Raw genomic sequence first — 22733 nt, 5'->3', positions numbered from 1 at the left:
TCCCGGCGCGGGGCGCTAACGCGGGTGGCGGCAGCACCCGGCCCACGAGCGGTGGCGGTGATGCCCGCGCTCACGGTCCTTTGTCTTGATCGCGTTGCCGCTGTGCTGCCTGCTCTTGACGCCCTGGCCCCCCTTGTTCTTCCCGTTCCCCGCCGCCGCCGTCGTCGCCTGCGCCTGGGCCGGGCAGAGACCGTTCCGGCCGACGGCCAGGGGCTGCGATGGGGAGGCGCTGGGATCCAGGTCCGTGTTGCCGGGGAAGGCGGCCACGAGCAGGTGGGTTCCCGGTTCGATGCCGGTCACCGGCAGGAGGGCGCGGCCGTTCGTCCCGATCGGGGCCGTACCCAGGCTCACCCCGTCGGAGAAGAACTCGGCGGAGCCCGTGGGCGCCGTGGGCCCGAAGGATATGACGTTCGCGGTAAGGACGAGCCGGCCCGCCCCCCTCTGTGAGCACGCCGTGGCCGGCGTGGTGGCGGTCTCCCTCGGTGGTGAGACCGCGCAGTTGGCCGCCGCGACGATGTCGGTGTCCAGGATGACGGCGCCTTCGCGGGAGAGGAGACGGCCGGCGACGTTCACGCCGGTGGCCACGGTGATCGAGGTCAGCGCGAGGACGTTTCCGGCGAAACTGGAACCGGGGCCGAGCGTGACCGAACCGCCGACCTGCCAGAAGACGTTGCACGCCTGGGCGCCGTTGACGAGGTTCACCGTGCTGGCGGAGGTGGTGACGAGGTCGGAGGTCGTCTTGAGGATGAAGACGGCGTTCGGGTCGTTCTGTCCGTCGAGGGTGAACTCCCCGGTGATCGCGAAGGCGCCCGTGGCGGAGTCGTAGGTGCCTGGAGTCACGGTGGTCCCGCCGAGTTCCGTCGGGAGGGTGGCGTCGACGGGCTGTCCCGCCGCGTCGTCGTAGGCGGCGGTCAGGTCGAGTTGGGCCTGCGCGGCGGTGGCGTCGGCGGCGTGGACGGCGCCGACCACGACGCCGGGCGGAAAGCCGGTGACCACCGATCCCGGGCTCACCCCGAGGTCCCCGGTGACCACGGTGGGGCCGGTGCCGGTGGCCGCCGTTCCCGCCAGGACCGCGAAGTTCGCGGCGGTGCCGAGCGGCGGCGTCGCCGCGTTCGCCGCGTGCGGGGTCGCGGCGGCGCAGCCCAATGCGAACACGACGGTCAGGACCCTGGCCGGCCAGGAACGAGCGGTATTTCGCGGGGCGGTATACGAGCGACCAATTCTTGTCACAATGCTTTCCTTTTCTTTTCGGTATTTCTCCGTCCAGGCGCATTGCCGATGATGCGCCATTTTCTCTGACCCTACTTATCGGCGGTGTCGTATCTGGCATACGACATGCGGGATGCTTTGTTGCGTGGTTATCGGCTCATATCAGAGAGATGTGGCCGTGTTGTTTTCCGGGATATCTCGATCCGGGGCGGGACCGCCCTCCGGTGGGTGAAACGAACAGAGGGCGTGCCGCTCGGCGGCACGCCCTCGATGGTCCGACGAGATGACGCGTCAGGACCGGGTGCGGGATCGACGGTGCGAGATCAGGTGCAGGTGATGCCGGACGCGCCGGGGGTGGAGGGCCCGTTGGCGGTGAATCCGACGACGACGGACTGGCCCGCCGCGAGGCTGGTCGCGTGGCTCGGGGCCTTCGCGGTGAAGGTGGTCCCGCTCTGCGTGACGGTGGCGTTCCAGCCGCTGCCGAGCGTCACCCCGGACGGCAGGGTCCAGCGCACCGACCAGTTGTTCCAGGCCGAGGTTCCGGTGTTCTTCACGGTCAGCGCGGCCTGGAAACCTCCCGACCAGGAGTTCGTGAGCGCGTAGGAGGTCTCGCAGGCCGCGGAACCCGGGGTGGGGGTCGGTGTCGGGGTGGGCGTACCGGTGCCGCCCCCGCCGACCGGTGCGATCAGGTACGGCTGGAGGATGTCCTGCTTGTCTTGGTTGATCGAGCTCCAGTCGTCCTTGGCGATACCACCGGTGTCACCCGAGTTGGGATTCCACGACCAGTAGGTGAACGACATCCCGTTCACCCCGGTGCCCAGATACTTCATCAACTCCTGGAGCCAGACCTTGTCCACGGGCGCCTGCATGGTGGTCCCGAACTCGCCGAGCATGATCGGAGCGATGTTCTGCTTGTAGAGGTAGCCCCAGTACCTGTCCCAGACCGCGGGCAGGTTCGCCGGATAGTTCGGCGCGTCGAACCACGCCTGGCGGTAGACCGAGGTGGCGTAGTCGTGCGGCGAGTAGACCAGCCGGTTCGCCACGTTCAGCCGCACCGGGAACTCCCCGGCCTTCGACAGGTTGCCGCCCCACCAGCCGCAGTCCTCGTCGTTGCTCGGGTCGTTGTCCCAGACGTTGGACAGGCCCCCGCTCGGGCAGCTCACGCCTTCGACGAAGATCAGCCAGTTGGGGTTGACCGAGAGCACCGCGTTGCCCGCCCGCTCGGCGGCGAGTCGCCAGTCGCGGGCGGTGTCCCCGCAGCCCCAGCACGCCCCGGTCGCGGCAGGGTTGGTGCCCTCGGCGTGCGGCTCGTTGTGCAGGTCGGCGCCGATGACGGTGGTGTTGCCCGCGTACCGCTGGGCGAGTGCCTTCCAGTCGTTGATCCAGGTGCTCTCCGGCGTCGCGGGCACGTACCACAGCGGCGACTGCCCGGCGGCGGTCGGCCGATGCCGGTCGAGGATGATCCGCATGCCCTTGCTTCCGGCGTACGCGATGACCTTGTCGAGGATCTGCAGCGGGCTGTTGCCGACCAGGTCGGGGTTGACGAAGTCGTTCACGCCGCTGGCGACCGCGCCGGGCTTGAGCGCGTCGTTGGAGAACGGTACGCGGAGAGTGTTGTAACCGAGCGAGGCCATCTTGTCGATCTGGCCTCTCCACGGGTTGTTCGACCACAACCCGTGGAAGGTCTTGTTGTCGGTCTCCATGCCGAACCAGTTGATACCGGTCAGCCGGACGGTCGCCCCCGTACTGTCGACGATCTTGTTGCCGGAGGTGCGCAGGTAACCGGTGCCGGTCCCGGCCGCGGCACCGGCCGGGGAGGAGCCGAGCGCGACCGCCAGCGCCGAGGTGACCGCGAGCGCCGCGAGCGCCGCCGGCCACCTGCGAACACGCAGGACTTTCATGGAAAGGGCCCTTCAAGGACGTGATCTGTTCGCGGGGTGAGAACCTCGCGATCGAAAGGTGCGGCCGGACGCGTTCGCCATGGTTCGGCGCCCGCCCCGCTCCCGTCAACCACCGTGGGAACCGGTTCGCCCCGATGCCGTGCCCGCACCCCGTCCCAACTCGCCCTGTGCGACCTCGGCCCGCCTGTCGTTCCGTGAAAGTTTCACCGGCCGGGCCGCGTCTCCCGCACCCGGCGTCCGGGGCGGCGGTCACCGTCGGTGAACCCCCTTCGGCGGGCGCGACCCGAACCCGCCGCCGAATGGCACGCGTTCTGACCGTCCGGTGAAAACCGCGGGAACAGCTCGGCGCCGTCGATCCTGTCAAGGATAAAAGGTGGTCGGGAATTCGTCTCGGCCGGGCGTCGGTGTTCATCCGAGGTTTCACCGACGATGTCGGAGACGGCGAATGCGACAGGCTCCCAAAGCCGGCGCCCGGGTCCTCTCGATTCAAGAATCGAGAGGACCCGGGCGCGTTTTTCGACTTTCCGGCCGGTTGGTTTCCTAGCCTGTCAACGCGACCGTCACGAGCATCAACTGGGCCTCCAGGGCGTGGCGGAAGTCGTCGGGCAGCGAGCCCTCCCGGTTGCGCTCGGCGATCTTTCTTCGGATCGGGTCGAGGTCGCCGGAGCCCCAGACGCTGTTGGCCAGCACCTGCCGCAGGTCCAGGGCCACGTCCGGGCGGATCTTGCCCTCGTCCTCCCCCTTCGCGAGCACGTCGTTGAAATGCCGCACACTCTGGTTGAGGTTCGGTGCGTAGGAGTGGATCGCCTCCGACCCGGGCGCCGGTTCCGCCATCTGCCCACCCCAGTTTCGGGTAGGAGAAGTAGGAGAAGGAAGCGGAGTCGTGCCCGGTTGCGGGTAGGCGGTGGTGGGGTCGAGGACCGTGGGCGGTGCCGTCCCGCGACCCTGCGGACCGGCGACCTGCTCGTTGTGCGAGCCGGAGATCCGGCTCCACACCAGGAGTCCCGCGAGCAGAGCCGCCACCGTCGCGACCACCACCCAGCGCCCCAGCCCACCCCTGCCCGCCGAGTGCACCGGGGTCAGGGGTGTGGCCGGTGTCCTGAGGGCCGCGGTCAGACCGTCGGCCACCTCATGGGCCCTGGGTCTGGCCTCAGGCTGGTGCGACAGACAGACCTGGCAGAGCGCGCTGATCCGCGCGGGCATGCCCGGCACCTCCGCCACCGGCGGAGGTCCCTCCCTGCGGACGTTCTCGATCTCCTCCCAGGTCCGTTCCGGGTACGGGGGGGCGCCGGTGAGCATCTCGAACAGCAGGACGCCCAGCGCGTAGATATCGCTCGCCGGATCCGCGACCGTGCCGGTGAGCCGCTCCGGAGCCACGTAGGGAGGCGTCCCGTACTCGGAGGTCCAGTCGTCGCCGTCCTCCCCGATGAGGGCGGCGATGCCGAAATCGAGCAGCTTGGCGCCGGTCGAGGTCAGCAGCACGTTCTCGGCGGTGACGTCCCGGTGCACGATGCCCCGCTCGTGGGCGGCGGCCAGCACGGTGGCCAGCCTGGCGGCGATCATCGCCGCCTCCGCCCACGGCAGCGGGCCCTCGGCGATCCGGTCCGCCAGCGGGCGTCCGTCCAGCAGGCGCATCACCACGTACGCGGCGAGGCGCCCCTGCGAGGTCACGGTCTCCCCGTAGTCGTAGACCTCGATCGCGTCGGGGTGAATGAGGCGCGCGGTGGCACGCGCCTCCCTGCGGATCAGCTCGCGCTCCCCTCGATCGAGGCCCAGGTCGCCGTCCAGCAGCTTGACGGCGACCATCCGCTGGAGCGACTGGTCGAAGGCACGCCAAATGACGCTCATGCCCCCCCACGCGATGCGCTCCAGCAGCAGATACCTGCGGGTGAGCACATCTCCCGCGCGAAGCCCGACGTGCTGGTCAGGCGGACTCACGGACCACCAGCTCAGTGGGGAGTACGGGATTGTCGCGGGGAGAGCCGGCCGAGCCCATGGAGAGCAGCAGCAGCCGGGCGGCGAGTGCGGAGAACTCCTCCACCGGCTGGCGGACGGTGGTGAGCGTGGGTGAGGTCCGCCGGGCGGTGGGGGCGTCGTCGAACCCGATGACGGCCACATCCTCCGGCACCCGGCGGCCGGCACGACGCAGGGTCTGCAGCGCCGCGGCGGCCATCACGTCGGAGGCGGCGAAGACCGCGTCGACGTGAGGCATCCTGCGCAACAGCCACTGCATGCCGTGCACGCCCGACGCGTGGCTGAAGTCGCCGTACGCGACCGGCACGCTGGTCATCCCGGCCAGCGCGAGGGTCTGCAGGAACCCGTCGAGCCGGTCGCGAGCAGCCGGAAGGGCGGGTGGGCCCGCGATCACGCCGATGGACTTCCGGCCGCCGAGCAGCAGGTGTTCCGCCGCCTGCCGACCGCCGTCGCGGTTGTCCATGTCGACGTGGGGGAGGTCGATGCCGTCTGGGGGACGGCCCGCACTCCGTACGGGTATGCCCGAGGCGGCGAGGGTCACCACGAGCGGATGTCTGTCGCGGGCCGCGATCAACAGAACGCCGTCGATGCCTCCTGCGACGAGCGGTGGCGTGGCGATGGTGGAGGTGGCCGCCGTGGCGGTCATCACGGCGAGGGGGACGCCGTGCCCGGTGAGGACCTCCTCCGCAGCCGTGATCATCCGCGCGTAGAACGGCTCGGTGAACAGCCGGTGCGCGGGTTCGCAGACCACGATGGCCACGACCTGGTCGGATCGGCGGCCGGAGCCGCCACGGGGAGCGCGATGCCTTACATAACCAAGACGCGATATTGCGTCATGCACCTGCCTACGAGCCGACGTGCTGACTCTGACTGAACCGGTGAGTACCCGGGACGCCGTGGCCGGGGAAACCCCTGCCTCTGCCGCGACCTGGGCAAGTGTGGGTAGATCGGTCATAACTTCCTCCACACCAAGATTCCGCACAGGTGGGAGCGCTCCCATTGAACCTAGCATTGTTTCGGAAGTGTCAAAAGATGTTTCCGAAAAATCACCTTGTGTATGTCAAATTTCCCTGACAACCCAGTCAGGGGCAAGTATCGACATGATTACGGAGTCATACCATTCCCCGTTTAGGTGCAGGGCGTCACGACAGACACCCTCCTGGACGAACCCGAGCTTGCGGTAGACGTGCGCGGCCCGTTCGTTGAAGGCGTAAACCTCCAGGCCCACCCGGTGCAGCGGCGTGGTGCGGAAGACGTGGTCGAGGGTGAGCCGGATCGCCTCGCTGCCGTAGCCCTTCCCGTACGCCCGGGGGCCGATCAGCGCGATGCGCAGGTTGCAGGAGAGATTGTCGGCGTCGAGCTGGTTGAGCACGATCTCGCCCACGTAGGCGTCGTCACCGGCGGTGCAGATCGCCAGGTCCAGCCGGTCGTCGAGGTCGCCCCGCGAGCCGTACCAGGCCTTCAGCCCCTCGTAGTCGGGCTTGCCGTGCGAGCCGGTCAGCCGGACGGTCTCGGGGTCGTTGACCAGCTCCCAGAGGCCGTCCACGTGCTCGGGACCGACCGGCCGGAGCGTCACGTGCTCTCCGGGGAGTGTGGGTTTGCGCGCGAACATCATTCGGTGTGTCTACCGGCAGGAATCCCGTCGGGCAAGCAGATTCCCCCCGCGAGGGCACGACGGGCCCCGGCTCGGGGTGGGGCACCGGGGTACGTACCGCCCCCGATCGCACGACGCGGTCGAAGAAGCCGCCGATGACACGGTCCGGTCGCCGGGGCCGTCGGGGTCGTCGGGATCACTGTGGACTCCGGTCACCCTGACCCCGCGCGAGCCGCGCCGTGGCGCGTCCCCGCGTCACCAGGGTCCGTACGGTCCCTGGTTGCCGCCGCCTCTGCCGATCTCCCCCACGGCGGGACGCACGTCGGCGAGGTAGATGCCCGAGGCGATGACGGACGCGATCGTGAAGATGCTCAGGACGCTGAGATACTGCACCGCGGCGGCGAAGCCGAACAGCGCCGCCAGCCCGAGGATGACCAGCCACAGCTTCTTGGTCTGCTTGCCGGTGGCCGCGAACGCCCGCGCCGGGGTCTTCACCGCGTGGATGAGCGCCCAGCCCGACAGTGCGAACACTCCTACGGCCAGGATCCAGAAGACCAGGTCCAGAGCACCGTGGATTTCGATCATCGTCTCTCCAGAACGTTCGCCTCGCCGGTCTCCCTCAGCCTAATGCCGAAAGTCCCGTTCGCGCCGCCCTCGGTTCTTACCGGCCGGGGCCGGCGGCTCGCTTTCGGTCCGCGCCGGACTCGTCCCCGCGTCCGTGCCGGACCGCGCCGGTGGCTCGTTCTCGCGCCCGTCACGTCGGTCCGGCTCGTCCCGGCGCCGGGTACGGCCCTCGGACGGCGAAGGACCCGTCCCGGCCGCGCCGGAGCGGGTCCTGGAACCGGAGCGTCGTCCGGTCGCCGCCTCACGGGGTTCATGGAGGTGGCCGCGAGCTCGTGCACGGCCCCGCCGCGTGAAGCGGTGGCGAGTCCTCGGGGGCCGGGCGGGTCCGGGGGTTTCGTGAGGTCCGCCGGACCGGCCGGCAGGTTTCGCGAAGGGCTCGCTCAGCTCTTGGTCGTGCCGGACGTCCTGGAGGTCCTGGAGGAGGTCCTCGTCGTGCCCGACGTGCTGGACTTCGTGGTGCGGGTGCCCTTCTTGGGCGTCCGGGCGGCGATCGCGGGCTCGGCGGCCTCGGAGACCTCCTCCAGCTCCAGGGCGATCTCGCCGCTGGTCTTGGAGACGACCTTGCGGCCGCGGCTGGCGAACTCCTCGTACAGCTCGTTGGCCCTGCCCGCGATGTGGTCGGCGTAGTCGCGCGCCTTCACCGGGAAGTCCTTGGCGTAGACCTCGGCCTTTCCGGCGAGCTTCCTGGCCCTCTCCGGGAGGTCCTTCGCGGCCTCGCGGATCTCCTCGCGGCGGCCCTGCAGCTTGTGGATCTGCTCGGGAAGCTCAAGGAGCTTCTCGACGGCGAAGTCGCCGGCCCCGGCGACGGCGTAGAACGGCTTGGACTCGGCCAGCTTCTTGACTTCGGTGGTGATGGGCATGGGTTAACCTTCCTTGGTTTCCTTGGTGATGTGGCCGTTGCTCGGAGGGGCCGCGTAGGGCTTCAACGCGGTGAGGTATTCCTTCGGGAGCGGCACCTCGTCGTCGGACGAGGAGTCCGCGTCACCTCGCCGGGGCTCCGGTGCGAGAGGCGCTTTCTGGGAGGTCTGCGCGTCGTCGTCCGGGGCCTCGGCCTGTTGGTTCTCCTTGCGGAACGACTCGTAGATGTCGATCAGCACCTGGCGCTGGCGCTCGGTGATGAGATGGTCGGCCCTGATCGCGGTCAGCACGTCGCTGTCCGGCTCGCGCTCCTCGATGAGGCCCGCCTGGACGTAGAGCGCCTGCGACGAGATGTGCAGGCCTTTCGCGATCTGGTTCAGGATCTCGGCGCTGGGCTTGCGCAGCCCGCGCTCGATCTGGCTCAGGTAGGGGTTGGAGACCCCCGCCGCCGCGGCGAGCTGCCGAAGGGAGATCTTCGCGTGCGTGCGTTGCTCGCGGATGTACTCACCGATCGAACCGACCTTGGGTAGTGCCATGGTTCGAGTCTGCCGCACGGTGCTTGCAATTGCAAACGAGATGGCTAACACTTGCAAGCACTTTGGGGTGAGCTTGGTTAAACCTGGAGGAAACCAACCACATCACCAGGACGGCCCCCGATTTCGGCATACGGATCCGCCACACCTTCACGGAGACCCAACACGGGACTGCACTCGGTGAGGGGGGCTCGGTGCCGCGCGTGCGACGGTCGCCGCGCCCGCCAAGGAGCCCGGTGCGGGGTCTTCGGTGCGGAACCGGCACAAAGGCGGCGCCGACTTCGGTGTGTGGCCGGCCGCAAGAGCGGTGCGGTCAGTACGGGACCAGCCACAGGAGCGGCGCCGAGGACGTCAGGGCGACGGAGAAGGCGACGATGGCGTAGCGCACCCCGCGCGGCAGGACCGGGACCGGGTTCACCAGACGCTCGACCCTGGCCATCACGGCGGCGGCGGAGTTCGCGGCGCCCAGCGCGCCGTGCGGGGCCGGGACGGCGCCCGCCGTGCCGAAGCGCAGCAGGGCGGTCGCGAGGCGGCGCGCGGAGCAGCCGCGGCGGGCGACGTCGTCGGCGGCCATCTCCACGAGCAACCCGACCTCGCCCTGCGCGTCCCTGACCACGCGCGACCAGGGCAGCGCCCTGCGCAGCGCGGCGAACGGCAGCAGCACCAGGTCGTGCCGCTCACGCACGTGCGCGGCCTCGTGGGCGAGCACCGCGCTCAGCTCGTCGGCGGAGAGCAGCTTCAGCGCCCCCTCGCTCACCACCACCTGGGAGCGCAGGCCGGGCACGCAGTAGGCGGTGGCGCCCGGGTGGTCGAGCACCCGCACGCCGGGGACCACCGGATCCTCCCTCGCGATCAGGGCGAGCAGGGTGCGATGGCGCCTACGGGCGCGGAGCGTCTGCGTGCCCGCGGCGAGGAGGACCAGGATCAGCACGGCGAGCGCGGTCAGCCCCGCGACGAGCGCGAGGATCCTCGGCATGTCGTACGGCCTGGGAAGGCCCTGCCCGGCGCCGAACGCGGAGATCGCGAACTCGTACAGGCCGTGCAGCACGCCCTCGCCGTAGGGTTCGAGCGCGTAACCGAGCAGGGCGCCCGTCCCGGCGAGCCCCCAGGTGACCCCGAGCGCCTGCCACAGGACGATGGCCACGTGCGGGGCGCGGTAGGTCCATCGAGCCCGGGTGAACCGCCAGGCGCCGACCGCGCAGACCAGGGCGAGCGTCGCCAGCGCTGCCGCGGTCATCTACTCGTCCTCCAGCTCCTCCAGGTCCGTCAGGGCCCTGCGCAGGATGTCGGCTTCGGTGCCGGTGACGGCCTGGGCGAACCGGGTGAGGGCCGCCGACCGGTCACCGGTCAGATCCAGCGCTTCCAGCATAAGCTCCGCGACGTAGGCGTCGCGGCTCTCCGCCGGTGCGTACCGCCACGCGCGCCCGTCGCGGGTGCGGAGCAGGAAGCCCTTACGGGTGAGCCGGTCGAGCACGGTCATCACAGTGGTGGGCGCCAGGTCGCGGTCGGCGATGAGACGTCCGACCTCCCGCGCCGTCACAGAGGATGGCTGTGCCCAGATGATGTCCATGATGCTGCGTTCAAGCTCGCCGAGACCCTTCACGCATCCAAGCCTAACTCCCGCACCACGAGGGGTAGTACTACGGGTTGTCGAGTGATGTGTGTCACATGCTTCTCACCGTGTGTCATCCCGTCCAGGTCGTCGCCCGGGGCGCACCTCGCGATCATCGCGGGGCGACCGCGGACCAGGGCAGGGTGATCTCGCCGAGCCGCCAGCGCGACCGGCCGCCCAGCGGGGGGCGCTCGGCGAGCGGCCAGGTCCCGGCGAGCGTTCCCGCGGCGGCGATCCAGCGCTGCCGGGAGCCGTACGAGCTCAGGGGGGCGTTGACCGCCCAGGCGCGGTCGAAGTCGCGCAGGAAGGCGTGGACGGGCTCGCCGGGGACGTTGCGGTGAATCAGCGTCTTGGGCAGCCGGTCGGCCAGGTCGGAGGGGCGTTCGAAGGAGTCGAAACGGGCCGAGACGGTGAGCGTCCGCGGCCCCGAGCGGTCGAGCCCCACCCAGACCGCGCGGTGGCCCACCTCCGAGCAGGTGCCCTCGACGATCATCCCGCCCGGCGCGAGCCGTTCGGACAGCATCGCCCAGTATCCCCACGCCTGCGCCTCCCCGTACTGTCGCAGCACGTTGAACGCCCTGATCAACAGGGGTGGCCTCGCCACCGGCAGCTCGAAGCCGCCCAGCGCGAAGGACAGCCCCGGCCGCTCGTACGGTTTGGCCGCCGCCACCCGGGCCGGGTCGATCTCGACGCCGACGACCTCGACCGAGGGGCAGACCGCGCGCAGCCGCAGGAACATCTCCAGGGTCGTGGTGTGCGAGGCCCCGTACCCGAGGTCGACCACGAGAGGGCGGACGGCGGAGCGCAGCGCGCGGCCGTGCGCGGCGACGATCCAGCGGTCGGCCCGGCGCAGGCGGTTGTGCCCCGTGGTGCCCCTGGTGATCTCTCCTATCGGCTTCGGCACGGTCAGACGCGGTGGACCTTGTGCTGGGCGGCCTGGGCCCGGGGGCGGATGACGAGGCGGTCGACGTTCACGTGGGCCGGGCGGGTCACGCACCAGGCGATGGCGTCGGCCACGTCGTCGGCGGAGAGCGGGCCGGGCACGCCCTCGTAGACCTGATCGGCGGCTGCGGAGTCGCCGCGGAAGCGGTTCAGCGAGAACTCCTCGGTGCGGACCATCCCGGGGGCGACCTCGACGATCCTGAGCGGCTGTCCGACCAGCTCCAGCCTCAGCACCTCGGTCATCGAGGTCTGCGCGTGCTTGGCCGCGTTGTATCCGCCGCCGCCCTCGTAGGAGACGAACCCGGCCACCGAGGTCAGCATCAGCAGCACGCCGTCACCCGACGCGACCAGCTTGGGCAGCAGGGCCTGGGTGACGCGGAGCGTGCCGAGCACGTTGACGTCGTACATCCGCTGCCAGTCGGCCACCTTCCCGCTCGCCACGGGTTCCAGGCCGATCGCGCCACCGGCGTTGTTGACCAGCACGTCGCAGCGGTCGAGCGAGGCGGCGAGCTCGTCCACCGACTCCTGCGACGTCACGTCCAGGGTGACCGGGCGGACGCCTGGCACCTCGGCGGCCAGCTCGTCGAGCCGCTCCCTGCGCCGCGCCGCGGCCACCACGTCGAAGCCCTCGGCGGCGAGCCTGCGGGCCGTCGCCTCGCCGATTCCGCTACTGGCCCCTGTCACCACAGCCGTCCTCTTCATGACCCCTCATCCTGCCAGGAGCCCTCGGGACCCATCCGCCCGGACTCGAAGAGGCTATGTGTCGGGAATGTTGCGGATTATCCGGTGGTTGAGCCCTCTCGGAGGTGGTGTCGGTGAGGCGACGGCGGGTCAACCGGGTCGCGACGATCAGCATGCACACGTCTCCCCTGGATCAACCGGGGACCGGGGACGCGGGCGGGATGAACGTCTACATCGTCGAGGTGGCGAAACGCCTGGCCGAACTCGGGGTGGAGGTGGAGATCTTCACCCGGCAGACATCCCGGGATCTGCCACCGGTCGCGGAGATCGTTCCGGGTGTCTCCGTCCGCCACGTCACCGCGGGACCGTACGAGGAGCTGGACAAGGGAGACCTGCCCGGCCAGCTCTGCGCCTTCCTGTCGGGCGTGCTGCGCACCGAGGCCATGTACGAGCCGGGCCGCTACGACGTCATCCACTCCCACTACTGGCTCTCCGGCCAGGTGGGCTGGCTGGCCAAGGAACGCTGGGGCCTGCCGCTGGTGCACACCATGCACACCATGGCCAAGGTGAAGAACCTCCTGCTCGCCGCCGACGACAGGCCGGAGCCCGCCGCCCGCGTACTGGGCGAGCAGCAGGTCGTGGACATCGCCGACCGCCTGGTGGCCAACACCCCGACCGAGGCCGAGGAACTCGTCCAGCTCTACGGCGCCGCCCCCGCCCGGGTGGAGGTCGTCAACCCCGGTGTGAGCCTCAGAGTCTTCCAGCCCGCCTCCCAGGGGGCGGCCCGCCACCGGCTCGGGCTGCCGCAGGACGCGCACGTGCTGCTGTTCGTGGGCAGGGTGCAACCGCTCAAGGCCCCGGACGTGCTGCTGCGCGCCGCGGCCAGGATGCTCATCGACGACCCCTCGCTCAGGTCCAGGCTGGTCGTCGCCTGTGTCGGCGGCCCCAGTGGCAACGGCCTGGCCAGGCCCTCCTACCTCAACGACGTGGCCGCCTCGCTGGGGATCTCCGACGTGGTGAGGATCGTTCCCCCCGCGCCCCAGCACGAGCTGGTCGACTGGTACCGCGCGTCCGACGTGACCGTCGTCCCCTCCCACAACGAGTCGTTCGGCCTGGTCGCCCTGGAGTCCCAGGCCTGTGGCACCCCGGTCGCCGCCGCGTCCGTGGGCGGGCTGCGCACCGCCGTACGCGACGGCGTGTCCGGGGTGCTCGTCGAGGGGCACGACCCCCACGACTGGGCGCGGGTGCTCGCCAGGTTCGTCTACGAGCCCGCCTGGCGGGAGACGCTGTCGGCGGGCTCGGTGGCCCACGCGGCGGCCTTCGGCTGGTCGGCCACCGCGGCCCGGCTGGCGGACGTCTACGCCGGGGCGATGGCGAACCTGCACCGGCTCCCGGTCGCGGTCAACTCGTGAGGACCGCTCGCGAGGCCGGTGACGCAACCTCCGGATTCCGCTCGCGAGGGTGGGACGCGATCTCCGGACCCCGCTCGCGAGGCCGGTGAGCGGCCTTCGGGACCTGCTGCTCAGACCGAACCCCGGCACCTCGTCCGGGGGGTGCGCGTGAGGTGGGGACGGCCCGTGCGCGAGGGCCGCTCGTAAGCTGGGCCCATGCGCGAAGTGATCGAGGCGGCGCTGAAGAGCGCGGACGCCTCCTACGAGCAGCCCAGGCCGGGGGCCTTCCTGGTGAGGCTCCCCGGCCAGCACAAGCTCGCCACCATGACCTGGTTGATCGTCGGTGACCAGGCCCTGCATGTGGAGGCGTTCTTCTGCCGTCAACCCGACGAGAACCACGCCGAGTTCTACCGCTGGCTCCTCACCAAGAACGGCTCCATGTACGGGGTGCACTTCGCCCTCGACCCGATCGGCGACGTCTACCTCGTGGGCCGTGTCCCGCTGGCCGCGGTCACCGACGAGGAGGTCGACCGCCTCCTCGGGTGCGTGCTCACCTACTCGGACGAGGGTTTCGACCGCGCGCTCGAACTGGGCTTCGCCTCCTCGATCCGGCGCGAGTGGGAGTGGCGCGCCAAGCGCGGCGAGTCGCTCGCCAACCTCCAGGCCTTCGCCCGCTTCGCCGACCCCGAACGCTGAGGGCGCCGTCCCGGGAACGGGTCGCCCCGTACGTCGGGCGGTCCCGGGGCGGGCGGAGTACCCGGAAACGTCCAGCAGGCGCCCACTAAGCTTGTCGGCATGTCGACTTTGGTGCTGCTTCGGCACGGTGAGAGTGAGTGGAACGCGAAGGGTCTGTTCACCGGATGGGTGGACGCGGGGCTCTCGGCCAAGGGCGAGGAGGAGGCGCGGCGCGGCGGGCAGCTGCTGCTCGACGCGGGGGTGCGACCCGACGTGGTGCACACCTCCCTGATGAGCAGGGCGATCCAGACGGCGAACCTCGCGCTGGGCGCCGCGGACCTGCTCTGGCTGCCGGTCTCCCGGTCCTGGCGGCTCAACGAGCGCCACTACGGCGCCCTGCAGGGCAAGGACAAGGCGCAGACGCGGGCCGAGTTCGGTGACGAGCAGTTCATGCTCTGGCGCCGCTCCTACGACGTCCCGCCGCCCCCGATCGCCGACGACGACGAGTTCTCCCAGGTCGGTGACGCCCGCTACGCGCTCCTGCCGAGCGAGCTGATGCCGAGGACCGAGTGCCTCAAGGACGTCGTCGAGCGCATGCTGCCGTACTGGTACGACCAGATCGTGCCCGACCTCGCACAGGGGAGGAGCGTGCTGGTCGTCGCGCACGGCAACTCGCTCCGCGCGCTGGTCAAGCACCTGGACGGGATAGGCGACGACGAGATCGCCGGGCTCAACATCCCCACCGGCATCCCGCTCAGGTACGAGCTGGACGCCGACTTCCACCCGGTCACCAAGGGCGGACAGTATCTCGACCCCGCCGCGGCCGAGGCCGCCATCGAGGCTGTGGCCAACCAGGGCAAGTAGCCCTGACGTCCCGAAAAGCAGATAAAAGACCAAAAAAGAGGGAGGGCTCGCCGGATCCGGCGAGCCCTCCCTCTCTCCCTTTTCCACGAAGACGTTCGTGAAGGCCGGCGGGGATCGGCCGACGGGGGACTCAGAGCACGGAGGTGTCCTGGGGACGGGAGCCCGTCACCAGATAGACCACGTCGTGCGCGACACGGACCGCGTGGTCGGCGTAGCGCTCGTAGTAGCGGCCGATCAGCGTCACGTCGATGGCCGGCTCGACGCCGTACTTCCAGTCGGGGGCCATCAGGATCTTGAACAGTCTCCGGTGCAGTTTGTCCATGGCGTCGTCGTCGGACTCCAGTTCCAGGGCCGACTCCACGTCGCGCGAGGCGATGCAGCTGCCGGTCTTGGTGACGAGGCGCTCGGCGATCTGACCCATCTCCAGGATGGTGGAGCGGATCTCGGGCGGGATCGCGGAGTCGGGGTAGCGCAGCCTGGCGATCTTGGCCACATGCTCGGCGAGGTCGCCCATCCGCTCCAGGTCGGTGCCCATCCGCAGCGCCGCGATGATCATTCTGAGGTCCACGGCCACGGGCTGCTGCCGCGCCATCAGGTCGAAGATCGTGGTCTCGACCTCCGCGAAGACCCGGTTGACCTCCTCGTCCTGGGAGATGACGCTCTCGGCGAGCTGGAGGTCGGCGTCCAGGAGGGCGGTGGTGGCCCGCGATATCGCCGACCTGACGAGCCGGGTCATCTCGACCAGCCGTCCGGTGAGGGCATCGAGGTCTTCGTGGTAGGCGTCGCGCATGCCACTCACGGTAGGGCGGTAACGGTGAACGAACCTCGACCGTAAAGTGAACTTTATGGGAAAGCCCGTGGTCATGCCCCTTTAGCCGTCCCCAACGGGAAAACCCCGACCTACCATCGAGGACGTGAAGCCTACGGGAGGACCACGTGAGTGAGCTGATGGCGAGCCTGGCCGCACTGGCCGGTTTCGTCGTGGGAGCGCTGGCCGTGATGGTCGTCCGCCAGAACCACGGACAGCGGAGAGCGATGACACCGGTTTACGGCGTCGAGCCCGGCGCGTTGCCCCAGGGGGTCGCCTCGGTGCTGGCCGTGCTGCCGTCCTCGGCGGTCGTGCTCGACAAGGAGGACCGCGTGCTGCGCGCCAGCTCGGCGGCCCGCGCGTTCGGCCTGGTAAAAGGAGATCACCTCATGGCGGCCGAGTTGCTCGCGCTCGCCAGGAAGGTGCGCAGGGACGGCGAGATCCGCGAGAGCGAGATCGAGGTGGCCGGCCACAAGTTCGGCCAGGAGTCGACCAGCTTCGCGGTGCGGGTCGCCCCGCTCGGCTCTCACGGCCAGGTGCTCGTCCTCGCCGAGGACCAGACCGAGCACCGCCGCGTCGAGGCGGTCCGCCGCGACTTCGTGGCCAACGTGAGCCACGAGCTCAAGACGCCGGTGGGTGCGCTCTCGCTGCTGGCCGAGACCATCCAGGACGCCGCCGACGACCCCGAGGCCGTCACCCGCTTCGCGGGGCGCATGCAACACGAGGCGGCCCGGCTCACCTACCTGGTCCAGGACCTCATCACCCTCTCCCGCATCCAGGGCGCCGAACCCATCCCCACCCCCGGCCCGGTCCTGATCGACGAGGCGGTCCACGAGGCCATCGACCGCTGCAACACCACCGCGGCTGCCAAGGACATCACCCTCGTCGCCGGCGGGGTCGAGGGCCTGCGGATATGGGGCGACGACGAGCTTCTCGTCACCGCCCTGCGCAACCTCATCGACAACGCGGTCGCCTACAGCCCCGAGCACACCCGGGTCGTGGTCAGCGCCCGCGCGGCGGGCCCCAACACCGAATCCGTCGAGATCAGCGTGAGCGACCAGGGGATCGGCATCCCCGAGAGCGCCCAGGAGCGGATCTTCGAACGGTTCTTCCGCGTCGACGCGGCACGGTCGCGGGCGACCGGTGGCACGGGCCTGGGCCTGGCCATCGTCAAGCACGTGGCCGCCTCCCACAACGGGGCGGTCACGGTGTGGAGCAAGGAAGGTTCCGGTTCCACATTCACCCTCCGCCTGCCCGCCTTCGGCGGCATGGCGGTTACGGAACCAGCTACGACCACGATCCCCCTGGAGGCCGCGCAGTGACCCGCGTGCTCGTTGTCGAGGACGAGGAATCGTTCTCCGACGCCCTGTCATACATGCTGCGCAAGGAAGGCTTCGAGGTGGCCGTGGCCGCCACCGGGCCGGAAGCGCTGGAAACCTTCGACCGCAACGGCGCCGACCTGGTGCTGCTCGACCTGATGCTTCCCGGCCTGCCCGGCACCGAGGTCTGCCGCTCGCTCCGCCAGCGCTCCAACGTGCCCGTCATCATGCTCACCGCGAAGGACAGCGAGATCGACAAGGTCGTCGGGCTGGAGCTCGGAGCCGACGACTACGTCACCAAGCCCTTCTCCTCCAGAGAACTGGTGGCCCGTATCCGCGCGGTGCTGCGCCGCCAGGGCGACGTGGAGGAGCTGGAGTCGGCGGTGCTGGCCGCCGGTCCGGTCAGGATGGACGTCGATCGCCACATCGTCGCCGTACGCGGTGAGGCGGTGCAGCTGCCGCTGAAGGAGTTCGAGCTGCTGGAGGTGCTGCTGCGCAACGCCGGGCGGGTGCTCACCCGGGGCCAGCTCATCGACCGAGTCTGGGGCGCCGACTACGTGGGCGACACCAAGACCCTGGACGTGCACGTCAAGCGGCTGCGGGCCAAGGTCGAGTCCGATCCGTCCAATCCGCGCTGCATTCTCACCGTCCGGGGTCTGGGGTACAAGTTCGACCCCGCCGAGATCTGAGCCTCCCCACGGCCTCGGGGGCGCCGTTCGCCTCCGCGAGGGCGACGGCCTCCGTGACGCCCGCCTCGGGGGGATCGCTCGCCTCCGGACGATCCGAGGGGCCGTACGGCGTGCCCGCGCCGTACGGCCCCTCGGCGTGTCCGGAGGCCCTCACCGGGAGCGGCGATCAGTGGCCGGAGGAGTGCTCCTCGCCGGTGGCGGTGGCCGAGGGGGTGGGCGACGGGGTGGGCGCCGCGGAGGCGCCGGGAGCCTGCGGGTAGGCGGTGAACTCGCGGCTGCGGGTGATCACCGGGATCGTGAGCTGCACGATCCCGGCGTTGGCGAACTGCAGCTGCACCTTGACGCCCTCGCCGCCCCTGAGTGGCTTCTTCAGCCCTTCGATCAGGATGGTGGGGGTCGGCTTGCCGACGCTCACCCGCTGGTTGTGAGGGAGCGGCACGGGCGCGCTCACCTTCGCCGTACCGAGGGCGGGGTCGACGCCGAGACCGACGAGCTGGTCGGAGCCCGCGTTGGTGTTGATCAACGACAGGTAGAGCGGGGTGGCCGCACCCTCCGGCAGCGTCGCGCCCGAGTCGGGCCCCAGGAAGAAGGCCTGGGAGATGTCGATGCCGTTCGCCTTGACCGTGAGGGCCTCGGTCGGCGAGTAGGGCTTGTTGGTGATCGCGTCGGATCCGGCACCGCAGCCGGCCAGTGCCGAAGCGGCTGCGAGGAACGCCGCGGCGACGATCGCCCGGTGGCGGATGTTGCGGGTCACGGTGCGAGTTCTCCTTGTCACGCGTGAGATAGGGCAAGGGCAACCCTATCGGCGACGTTTACCGGGTTTCCCGCCGACCCGCCTCATCATCCGAAGACGGGGAACGCAGGTCATAAGCGCTTTTTGCCCCTCTGATTCATACACTTGGCCACTTGTCAAGTCATAAGATGCGGCTTTGACCTGCAGTTATGGTGATTTCACTGTTCCGGGAGGCTGTGGATACGTGGTACTCTTGAGTACAGCGGAAGGGGTACTTGTCACATGACTTTCCAGGTCGGCGACACTGTCGTCTACCCCCACCACGGGGCTGCTCGGATCGAGGCGATCACGACCCGAACCATCAAGGGTGAGGAAAGGACCTACCTGGTTCTTAAGGTCGACAAGGGCGACCTTACCGTCCAGGTGCCGGCAGACAACGCAGAGCTCGTGGGTGTTCGCGATGTCGTCGGACAAGAGGGCCTTGAGCGCGTTTTCGACGTGCTTCGAATGCCTCACACCGAAGAGCCCACCAACTGGTCCCGACGCTACAAGGCGAACCTTGAGAAGCTGGCGTCCGGTGACGTCAACAAGGTTGCCGAGGTCGTTCGCGACCTGTGGCGGCGAGACAGGGAGCGCGGACTCTCCGCGGGAGAGAAGAGAATGCTGGCGAAGGCCAGGCAGATCCTCGTCAGCGAGCTCGCGCTCGCGGAGAAGACCAACGAGGACAAGGCCGAGGCCCTGCTGGACGAGGTTCTCAACTCCTGAACAAGACATTTCCACGGGTGGGCGTCGGGGTCGACGTCCACCCGTTCGCTTCCGGTCGCGAGCTTCACCTCGCGGGCCTGCACTGGCCGGGTGAGACCGGCCTGGCCGGCCACTCCGACGGTGACGCCGCGGCCCACGCCGCCTGTGACGCGCTGCTCTCCGCGGCGGGTCTCGGTGACCTCGGCGGTCTGTTCGGCACGTCCGACCCCCGGTGGTCCGGTGCCTCGGGCGCGGCCCTGCTGGAGGAGACCGCCCGCAAGGTGCGCGCCGCGGGCTTCGAGATCGGCAACGTGGCCGTCCAGGTGATCGGTAACCGTCCCAAGCTCGCTCCCCGGCGTGTCGAGGCCGAGAAGGCCCTCAGCGCCGCCGTGGGGGCTCCCGTGAGTGTCAGCGCCACCACGACCGACGGGCTCGGCCTCACCGGGCGGGGTGAAGGGGTGGCCGCCGTCGCGACCGCGATCGTGGTGAACCTGTAGCGGGTGCCGGACGTCTCCTATACGGAACGCGGAAAACGTTCCGGCGAGCGGCGCGGAATGCTCGTCGATCCATATCGAGGCGGTGGCCCGTTTACTGGCGCGGTACGGGCCACCCCTTTTTTCAGCGTGATCGCTTCTTTAGCGTGATCAGTGAATGCTCTGGGTAACCCCTTGGTGACCGTGTCTCGTAACAGGGGGAGCCAGACATGATCGTCTCGATTGTCTCCGCAATCATCATCGGCGCCATCATCGGCGCCCTGGCGCGACTCATTCTTCCCGGACGCCAGAACATCAGCATCGGCCTGACGCTCATCGTCGGCATCGTGGCCGCGCTTATCGGCACCGCCATCGCCGGGGCGCTCGGTCTGATCCACACGCGCGGGATCAACTGGTGGGAGCACATCATCCAGCTGGCGCTCGCGGTGCTGGGGGTGCTCCTCGTCGTCCAGATGCAGGCGAGAAAGACGCACTGACGGATTTTTTGCCGCCGACAGGCATATCCGTGACCCAGGGGGTAGCCACCTCCCCATGAGAGTGAAGGTCTCACCCTCACTGGGAGGTTGAAATGACTATCGCATCCATTCTCGGGGCAATCGTTATCGGCGCGATCATCGGAGCCCTCGGCCGCCTCCTGCTTCCCGGTAGGCAGGCGATCGGAGTGGTCCTGACCGTTGTCGTCGGCATCGTCGCCGCGCTTATCGGCACCGCCATCGCCCAGGGTCTCGGCGTCGCCACCACGAGCGGTATCGACTGGATCGAGCTCGTCATGCAGGTGGGTCTGGCTGTCGTCGGTGTCGGTCTGGTCGCCGGTCTCAAGCGTTCCAGGGTTTAGGCGAACACCCGGGTGAAGATCCCGGTGACCTCGCCGAGGCTCGACTGGACCCCCTCCGGTCCGGAGGCGCTCACGGTGCCGACGATGTCACCGTGCTCCAGGAGAAGACCCGCTCGGCCCCGTCTGGCATGCCGAGCGGGTCTCGGCCGTTTCCGGCAGGCTCGGGGCAACGCGCCGGACCGGCTTCCGGCCGATCCCGGACACGGCCCGGAGGGGGGCAAAGCGCCGGTCCGCAGCGGGGCGCCGCTCACACATGTGTGAGCGAATAGCTGCGGGCCGGTCCAACGCCGGATGGCGAACGGCGGTCCTGGCCGAAGGCCGCGCCGTTCCGTCCGAAGGGTGAGTTCAGGCCTCGCGGCCCGGCCGCGAGGCCTGAACGGACACCATCCGAAGACGTGGTTCTCGAACGCCTGGGTCTCCAGCGCGTACGGCGGGGCCAAGGCGACGCCGACCACGTAGCCGAGCTCGGCGATCTCCGCGTGAGGAGATCCGGCCGAGCCGACGGCCCGAAGACCGGGTCAGCTCCTCCCAGGCCCCGGAGCTGACCCGACGGGCGTACGGAACAGGCGACCCGCGTCCGTCCCTGTTCCCAACCGTTCCTGCTTGTTCCTCACTCGCCCGGTGGCACGGGCGTGCTGCGCATCCGCCCGGAGGGCGGTGCCGCGGTGCCGTTCTCGTCATCGTAGGACCGCGCCGCGGCCTCCTCCCCTGCCTCGGCGGCCTCGGCGCCGTGCGAGGGGTCGGGCGCCCCGGCCCTTCTTCCGCTCGTGCGCGCCTCTCGCGCCGCCACAGGCGCCCGCACGGCCGTCTCCTCGGACGTCTCGGCGCTCGCCCCTCGGGCCTTCCTCGTAGCCCTCTCGGTGGCTTTCGCCGGGGCCTTCTCCGCGGATTTCCGCGCGGTCGTCCTCGTCGCGGCCCTCGGCGCGGCATTCGCCGGACGGTCCTGCCGGTCCCCCTCGTGGTCCTTCACGGCGAGGAACGGCTGGGTGTCCTCGTCGCGATCGCTCTCCTCGTCCGTACCGCTGCCGCCCGCCGCCGTGCCCGAAGGCTTCGCCGCACTCCTGGCCGTGCCGCGCCGTGCCGTGGTGCGCGGGCCGGTCCCGGCCGTACCGGTCTCCTCGGTCCCGCCCGTTCCCGGCGCCTGCTCAGGTGGGAGGTCGGCGTCGCTGTCCCAGGTCTCCACCCGCTCGCTGACCCTGCCCTCGCTCTCCGGCTCCTCGCTCGGTGTCCGTACGGCGGGACGGGGCGGGTGGACGAGCAGGTCGCCCTGGCGGGGCCTGACCAGGTCGCCCCAGCGCATCGGCTTACCGGGGCGGGGAGCCGCGGGTTCCTGAGGGGCCTGCGGGATGTCGGCGACCTCGGGTGTCTCCGGCGCCGCCGTGGGGCCGACCACCGGCTCGCCCACCGGAAGGTCGTGGTGCGGTGCGGTCTCCAGGGGAGGCGCGGCGTGCGGGTCCAGCATGATCTCGGCCGCGGGGTGGTGCACCAGCTGGCCAGGGTGACCCGCGTGACCCGGGTGGCCTTCGCGGTCGGGGCGGGCGGGCTGCTCAGGATGGGCGGGCGAGGTCTGCCCCTGCCACCGTTCCCCGGTGTCGGGCGCGCCTGAACGCTCGGTGGCCGCCCGGTTCGCCTCGGGGAACGGCACGATGTCGCGTTCGGACGCCAGGCCGGACAGGGCCGCGTCGGCCGCGGCCCTCCGGGCGGCGGCGTGTTTGATCAGCAGGAGCCAGAGCCACAGGGCCAGGATCAGCATCACCCAGGGGGCGACGGCGACCACGACGGCCGCTCGCCCTTCGTCCACCGCCATCCGCATGGCGGTGGCCACCTCGGCGGCGACCGCGCCGGCGAGCAGCAGTGTCAGGATCACGCCCGCCTGCAGCCGCACCGGCCACCAGCCGCCCCTCAGCAGCAGTACGCCGATCATCGCGATGACGAGCAGGGCGTCGAAGGCCGCGGGATAGAGGTACGCGAGGTCGGCGGGCGCCCTGCCCGCGACGGCGAGGGCCCGTAGATCCTCGAAGGAGAGCACGCAGGCCGCCGCGGTGAGGGCGGCGACGCCGACTCCGGTGACGACGATCCCGGCGTGGCGCAGGGCGACGGCCACCCGGCTCGGCTCGGGGGCGGCGATGGTCAGTGGCGGGGGCGGGGACGGGCGGGAGATCGAGCTCGTCGCCCCGGGGGATTTGGCGTCCATGGCTCTTTGAGCCTACAGAATCGACATCTAGCATGATCGGGGAAGTTTTCCGAGGGCGA

General features: G+C 70.0%; 24 protein-coding genes. 9 read left to right on the top strand and 15 right to left on the bottom strand.

Features of this window, described 5'->3' with window-relative positions; genetic code table 11:
- Positions 1-15: 15 nt before the first annotated feature.
- The 12 genes from ACFY3D_RS08275 to ACFY3D_RS08220 all read right to left on the bottom strand — a co-directional run bounded on the left by ACFY3D_RS08275 (position 16) and on the right by ACFY3D_RS08220 (position 11949).
- The gene (locus ACFY3D_RS08275; protein ID WP_389976382.1) at positions 16-1155 is read right to left on the bottom strand and encodes an ice-binding family protein; all 1140 of its coding nucleotides are present in this window, start codon (positions 1153-1155) and stop codon (positions 16-18) included.
- A 377-nt stretch (positions 1156-1532) separates the two neighbouring features.
- The gene (locus ACFY3D_RS08270) at positions 1533-3110 is read right to left on the bottom strand and encodes a cellulase family glycosylhydrolase (RefSeq protein ID WP_350943136.1); all 1578 of its coding nucleotides are present in this window, start codon (positions 3108-3110) and stop codon (positions 1533-1535) included.
- Positions 3111-3650: 540 nt separating this feature from the next.
- Complete coding sequence (locus tag ACFY3D_RS08265; RefSeq protein ID WP_389976378.1) at positions 3651-5048, bottom strand: serine/threonine-protein kinase; 1398 nt, start codon at positions 5046-5048, stop codon at positions 3651-3653.
- A complete protein-coding gene (locus tag ACFY3D_RS08260; RefSeq protein WP_389976375.1) occupies positions 5035-6039 on the bottom strand; it encodes a LacI family DNA-binding transcriptional regulator in 1005 nt (334 codons plus the stop codon). The genes ACFY3D_RS08265 and ACFY3D_RS08260 overlap by 14 nt, the downstream gene beginning before the upstream one ends.
- A 105-nt stretch (positions 6040-6144) precedes the next feature.
- Positions 6145-6660: a GNAT family N-acetyltransferase gene (locus ACFY3D_RS08255; protein ID WP_389976372.1), complete on the bottom strand. Its 516-nt coding sequence runs from the start codon at positions 6658-6660 to the stop codon at positions 6145-6147.
- A 273-nt stretch (positions 6661-6933) separates the two neighbouring features.
- Complete coding sequence (locus ACFY3D_RS08250; protein WP_350943142.1) at positions 6934-7263, bottom strand: DUF2516 family protein; 330 nt, start codon at positions 7261-7263, stop codon at positions 6934-6936.
- A 419-nt stretch (positions 7264-7682) separates the two neighbouring features.
- Positions 7683-8162, bottom strand: a complete 480-nt coding sequence (locus tag ACFY3D_RS08245) for a hypothetical protein (protein ID WP_389976369.1) — start codon at positions 8160-8162, stop codon at positions 7683-7685.
- A 3-nt stretch (positions 8163-8165) separates the two neighbouring features.
- On the bottom strand, positions 8166-8696 hold the full coding sequence (locus tag ACFY3D_RS08240) for a helix-turn-helix domain-containing protein (RefSeq protein ID WP_350943146.1): 531 nt from the start codon (positions 8694-8696) through the stop codon (positions 8166-8168).
- Between the two features lie 310 nt (positions 8697-9006).
- Positions 9007-9930, bottom strand: coding sequence for a M56 family metallopeptidase (locus tag ACFY3D_RS08235; protein WP_389976366.1), 924 nt, complete (start codon positions 9928-9930; stop codon positions 9007-9009).
- Positions 9931-10296, bottom strand: coding sequence for a BlaI/MecI/CopY family transcriptional regulator (locus ACFY3D_RS08230; RefSeq protein ID WP_386208543.1), 366 nt, complete (start codon positions 10294-10296; stop codon positions 9931-9933).
- A 121-nt stretch (positions 10297-10417) separates the two neighbouring features.
- Complete coding sequence (locus ACFY3D_RS08225) at positions 10418-11209, bottom strand: class I SAM-dependent methyltransferase (protein WP_362895874.1); 792 nt, start codon at positions 11207-11209, stop codon at positions 10418-10420.
- A 2-nt stretch (positions 11210-11211) separates the two neighbouring features.
- Positions 11212-11949, bottom strand: coding sequence for an SDR family oxidoreductase (locus ACFY3D_RS08220; protein WP_389976362.1), 738 nt, complete (start codon positions 11947-11949; stop codon positions 11212-11214).
- Positions 11950-12056: 107 nt separating this feature from the next.
- On the opposite strand from ACFY3D_RS08220, the gene mshA reads away from it, so the two are divergent.
- From mshA to ACFY3D_RS08205, 3 genes are all read left to right on the top strand, one after another.
- Positions 12057-13340, top strand: coding sequence for a D-inositol-3-phosphate glycosyltransferase (gene mshA / locus ACFY3D_RS08215; RefSeq protein ID WP_350943154.1), 1284 nt, complete (start codon positions 12057-12059; stop codon positions 13338-13340).
- 195 nt (positions 13341-13535) lie between these two features.
- Positions 13536-14015: a YbjN domain-containing protein gene (locus ACFY3D_RS08210; RefSeq protein WP_350943155.1), complete on the top strand. Its 480-nt coding sequence runs from the start codon at positions 13536-13538 to the stop codon at positions 14013-14015.
- A 99-nt stretch (positions 14016-14114) separates the two neighbouring features.
- Positions 14115-14858, top strand: a complete 744-nt coding sequence (locus ACFY3D_RS08205) for a phosphoglyceromutase (protein WP_350943156.1) — start codon at positions 14115-14117, stop codon at positions 14856-14858.
- Positions 14859-14988: 130 nt separating this feature from the next.
- Here ACFY3D_RS08205 and phoU read toward each other — a convergent pair whose 3' ends face one another.
- Complete coding sequence (gene phoU, locus ACFY3D_RS08200; protein ID WP_350943157.1) at positions 14989-15648, bottom strand: phosphate signaling complex protein PhoU; 660 nt, start codon at positions 15646-15648, stop codon at positions 14989-14991.
- Between the two features lie 155 nt (positions 15649-15803).
- On the opposite strand from phoU, the gene ACFY3D_RS08195 reads away from it, so the two are divergent.
- On the top strand, positions 15804-16988 hold the full coding sequence (locus tag ACFY3D_RS08195) for a sensor histidine kinase (protein ID WP_386208610.1): 1185 nt from the start codon (positions 15804-15806) through the stop codon (positions 16986-16988).
- The gene (locus ACFY3D_RS08190; RefSeq protein WP_329089757.1) at positions 16985-17674 is read left to right on the top strand and encodes a response regulator transcription factor; all 690 of its coding nucleotides are present in this window, start codon (positions 16985-16987) and stop codon (positions 17672-17674) included. Before ACFY3D_RS08195 ends, ACFY3D_RS08190 begins: the two co-directional genes overlap by 4 nt.
- 166 nt (positions 17675-17840) lie before the next feature.
- Here ACFY3D_RS08190 and ACFY3D_RS08185 read toward each other — a convergent pair whose 3' ends face one another.
- Positions 17841-18428 carry a copper chaperone PCu(A)C gene (locus ACFY3D_RS08185; RefSeq protein WP_386208548.1) on the bottom strand — a complete coding sequence of 196 codons (588 nt, stop codon included), beginning with the start codon at positions 18426-18428 and terminating at the stop codon, positions 17841-17843.
- Between the two features lie 261 nt (positions 18429-18689).
- On the opposite strand from ACFY3D_RS08185, the gene ACFY3D_RS08180 reads away from it, so the two are divergent.
- From ACFY3D_RS08180 to ACFY3D_RS08165, 4 genes are all read left to right on the top strand, one after another.
- Positions 18690-19172 (top strand): CarD family transcriptional regulator, encoded by a 483-nt coding sequence (locus tag ACFY3D_RS08180; RefSeq protein ID WP_030924410.1) that lies wholly within the window; start codon positions 18690-18692, stop codon positions 19170-19172.
- A gap of 17 nt (positions 19173-19189) precedes the next feature.
- Entirely contained in the window at positions 19190-19648 is a 459-nt protein-coding gene (gene ispF / locus ACFY3D_RS08175) for a 2-C-methyl-D-erythritol 2,4-cyclodiphosphate synthase (RefSeq protein ID WP_350943159.1), read from the top strand.
- 206 nt (positions 19649-19854) lie between these two features.
- Positions 19855-20121 carry a GlsB/YeaQ/YmgE family stress response membrane protein gene (locus ACFY3D_RS08170; RefSeq protein ID WP_350943160.1) on the top strand — a complete coding sequence of 89 codons (267 nt, stop codon included), beginning with the start codon at positions 19855-19857 and terminating at the stop codon, positions 20119-20121.
- A 92-nt stretch (positions 20122-20213) separates the two neighbouring features.
- Positions 20214-20480 carry a GlsB/YeaQ/YmgE family stress response membrane protein gene (locus tag ACFY3D_RS08165; protein WP_389976353.1) on the top strand — a complete coding sequence of 89 codons (267 nt, stop codon included), beginning with the start codon at positions 20214-20216 and terminating at the stop codon, positions 20478-20480.
- Positions 20481-21090: 610 nt separating this feature from the next.
- Here the strand turns inward: ACFY3D_RS08165 and ACFY3D_RS08160 are convergent.
- Entirely contained in the window at positions 21091-22674 is a 1584-nt protein-coding gene (locus tag ACFY3D_RS08160) for a hypothetical protein (RefSeq protein ID WP_389976350.1), read from the bottom strand.
- Between the last annotated feature and the right edge of the window lie 59 nt (positions 22675-22733).

The sequence above is a fragment of the Streptosporangium sp. NPDC000509 genome (assembly GCF_042898365.1).
Classification (GTDB): Bacteria; Actinomycetota; Actinomycetes; order Streptosporangiales; family Streptosporangiaceae; genus Streptosporangium.
This window is presented reverse-complemented; position numbering and strand designations above follow the sequence as displayed.

Coding starts and splice junctions, on each gene's coding strand:
- ACFY3D_RS08270 (WP_350943136.1), bottom strand. CDS start 3,110: ATGAAAGTCCTGCGTGTTCGCAGGTGGCCGGCGGCGCTCGCGGCGCTC.
- ACFY3D_RS08260 (WP_389976375.1), bottom strand. CDS start 6,039: ATGACCGATCTACCCACACTTGCCCAGGTCGCGGCAGAGGCAGGGGTT.
- ACFY3D_RS08250 (WP_350943142.1), bottom strand. CDS start 7,263: ATGATCGAAATCCACGGTGCTCTGGACCTGGTCTTCTGGATCCTGGCC.
- ACFY3D_RS08245 (WP_389976369.1), bottom strand. CDS start 8,162: ATGCCCATCACCACCGAAGTCAAGAAGCTGGCCGAGTCCAAGCCGTTC.
- ACFY3D_RS08240 (WP_350943146.1), bottom strand. CDS start 8,696: ATGGCACTACCCAAGGTCGGTTCGATCGGTGAGTACATCCGCGAGCAA.
- ACFY3D_RS08235 (WP_389976366.1), bottom strand. CDS start 9,930: ATGACCGCGGCAGCGCTGGCGACGCTCGCCCTGGTCTGCGCGGTCGGC.
- ACFY3D_RS08220 (WP_389976362.1), bottom strand. CDS start 11,949: ATGAAGAGGACGGCTGTGGTGACAGGGGCCAGTAGCGGAATCGGCGAG.
- ACFY3D_RS08210 (WP_350943155.1), top strand. CDS start 13,536: ATGCGCGAAGTGATCGAGGCGGCGCTGAAGAGCGCGGACGCCTCCTAC.
- ACFY3D_RS08205 (WP_350943156.1), top strand. CDS start 14,115: ATGTCGACTTTGGTGCTGCTTCGGCACGGTGAGAGTGAGTGGAACGCG.
- phoU (WP_350943157.1), bottom strand. CDS start 15,648: ATGCGCGACGCCTACCACGAAGACCTCGATGCCCTCACCGGACGGCTG.
- ACFY3D_RS08180 (WP_030924410.1), top strand. CDS start 18,690: ATGACTTTCCAGGTCGGCGACACTGTCGTCTACCCCCACCACGGGGCT.
- ACFY3D_RS08170 (WP_350943160.1), top strand. CDS start 19,855: ATGATCGTCTCGATTGTCTCCGCAATCATCATCGGCGCCATCATCGGC.
- ACFY3D_RS08165 (WP_389976353.1), top strand. CDS start 20,214: ATGACTATCGCATCCATTCTCGGGGCAATCGTTATCGGCGCGATCATC.
- ACFY3D_RS08160 (WP_389976350.1), bottom strand. CDS start 22,674: ATGGACGCCAAATCCCCCGGGGCGACGAGCTCGATCTCCCGCCCGTCC.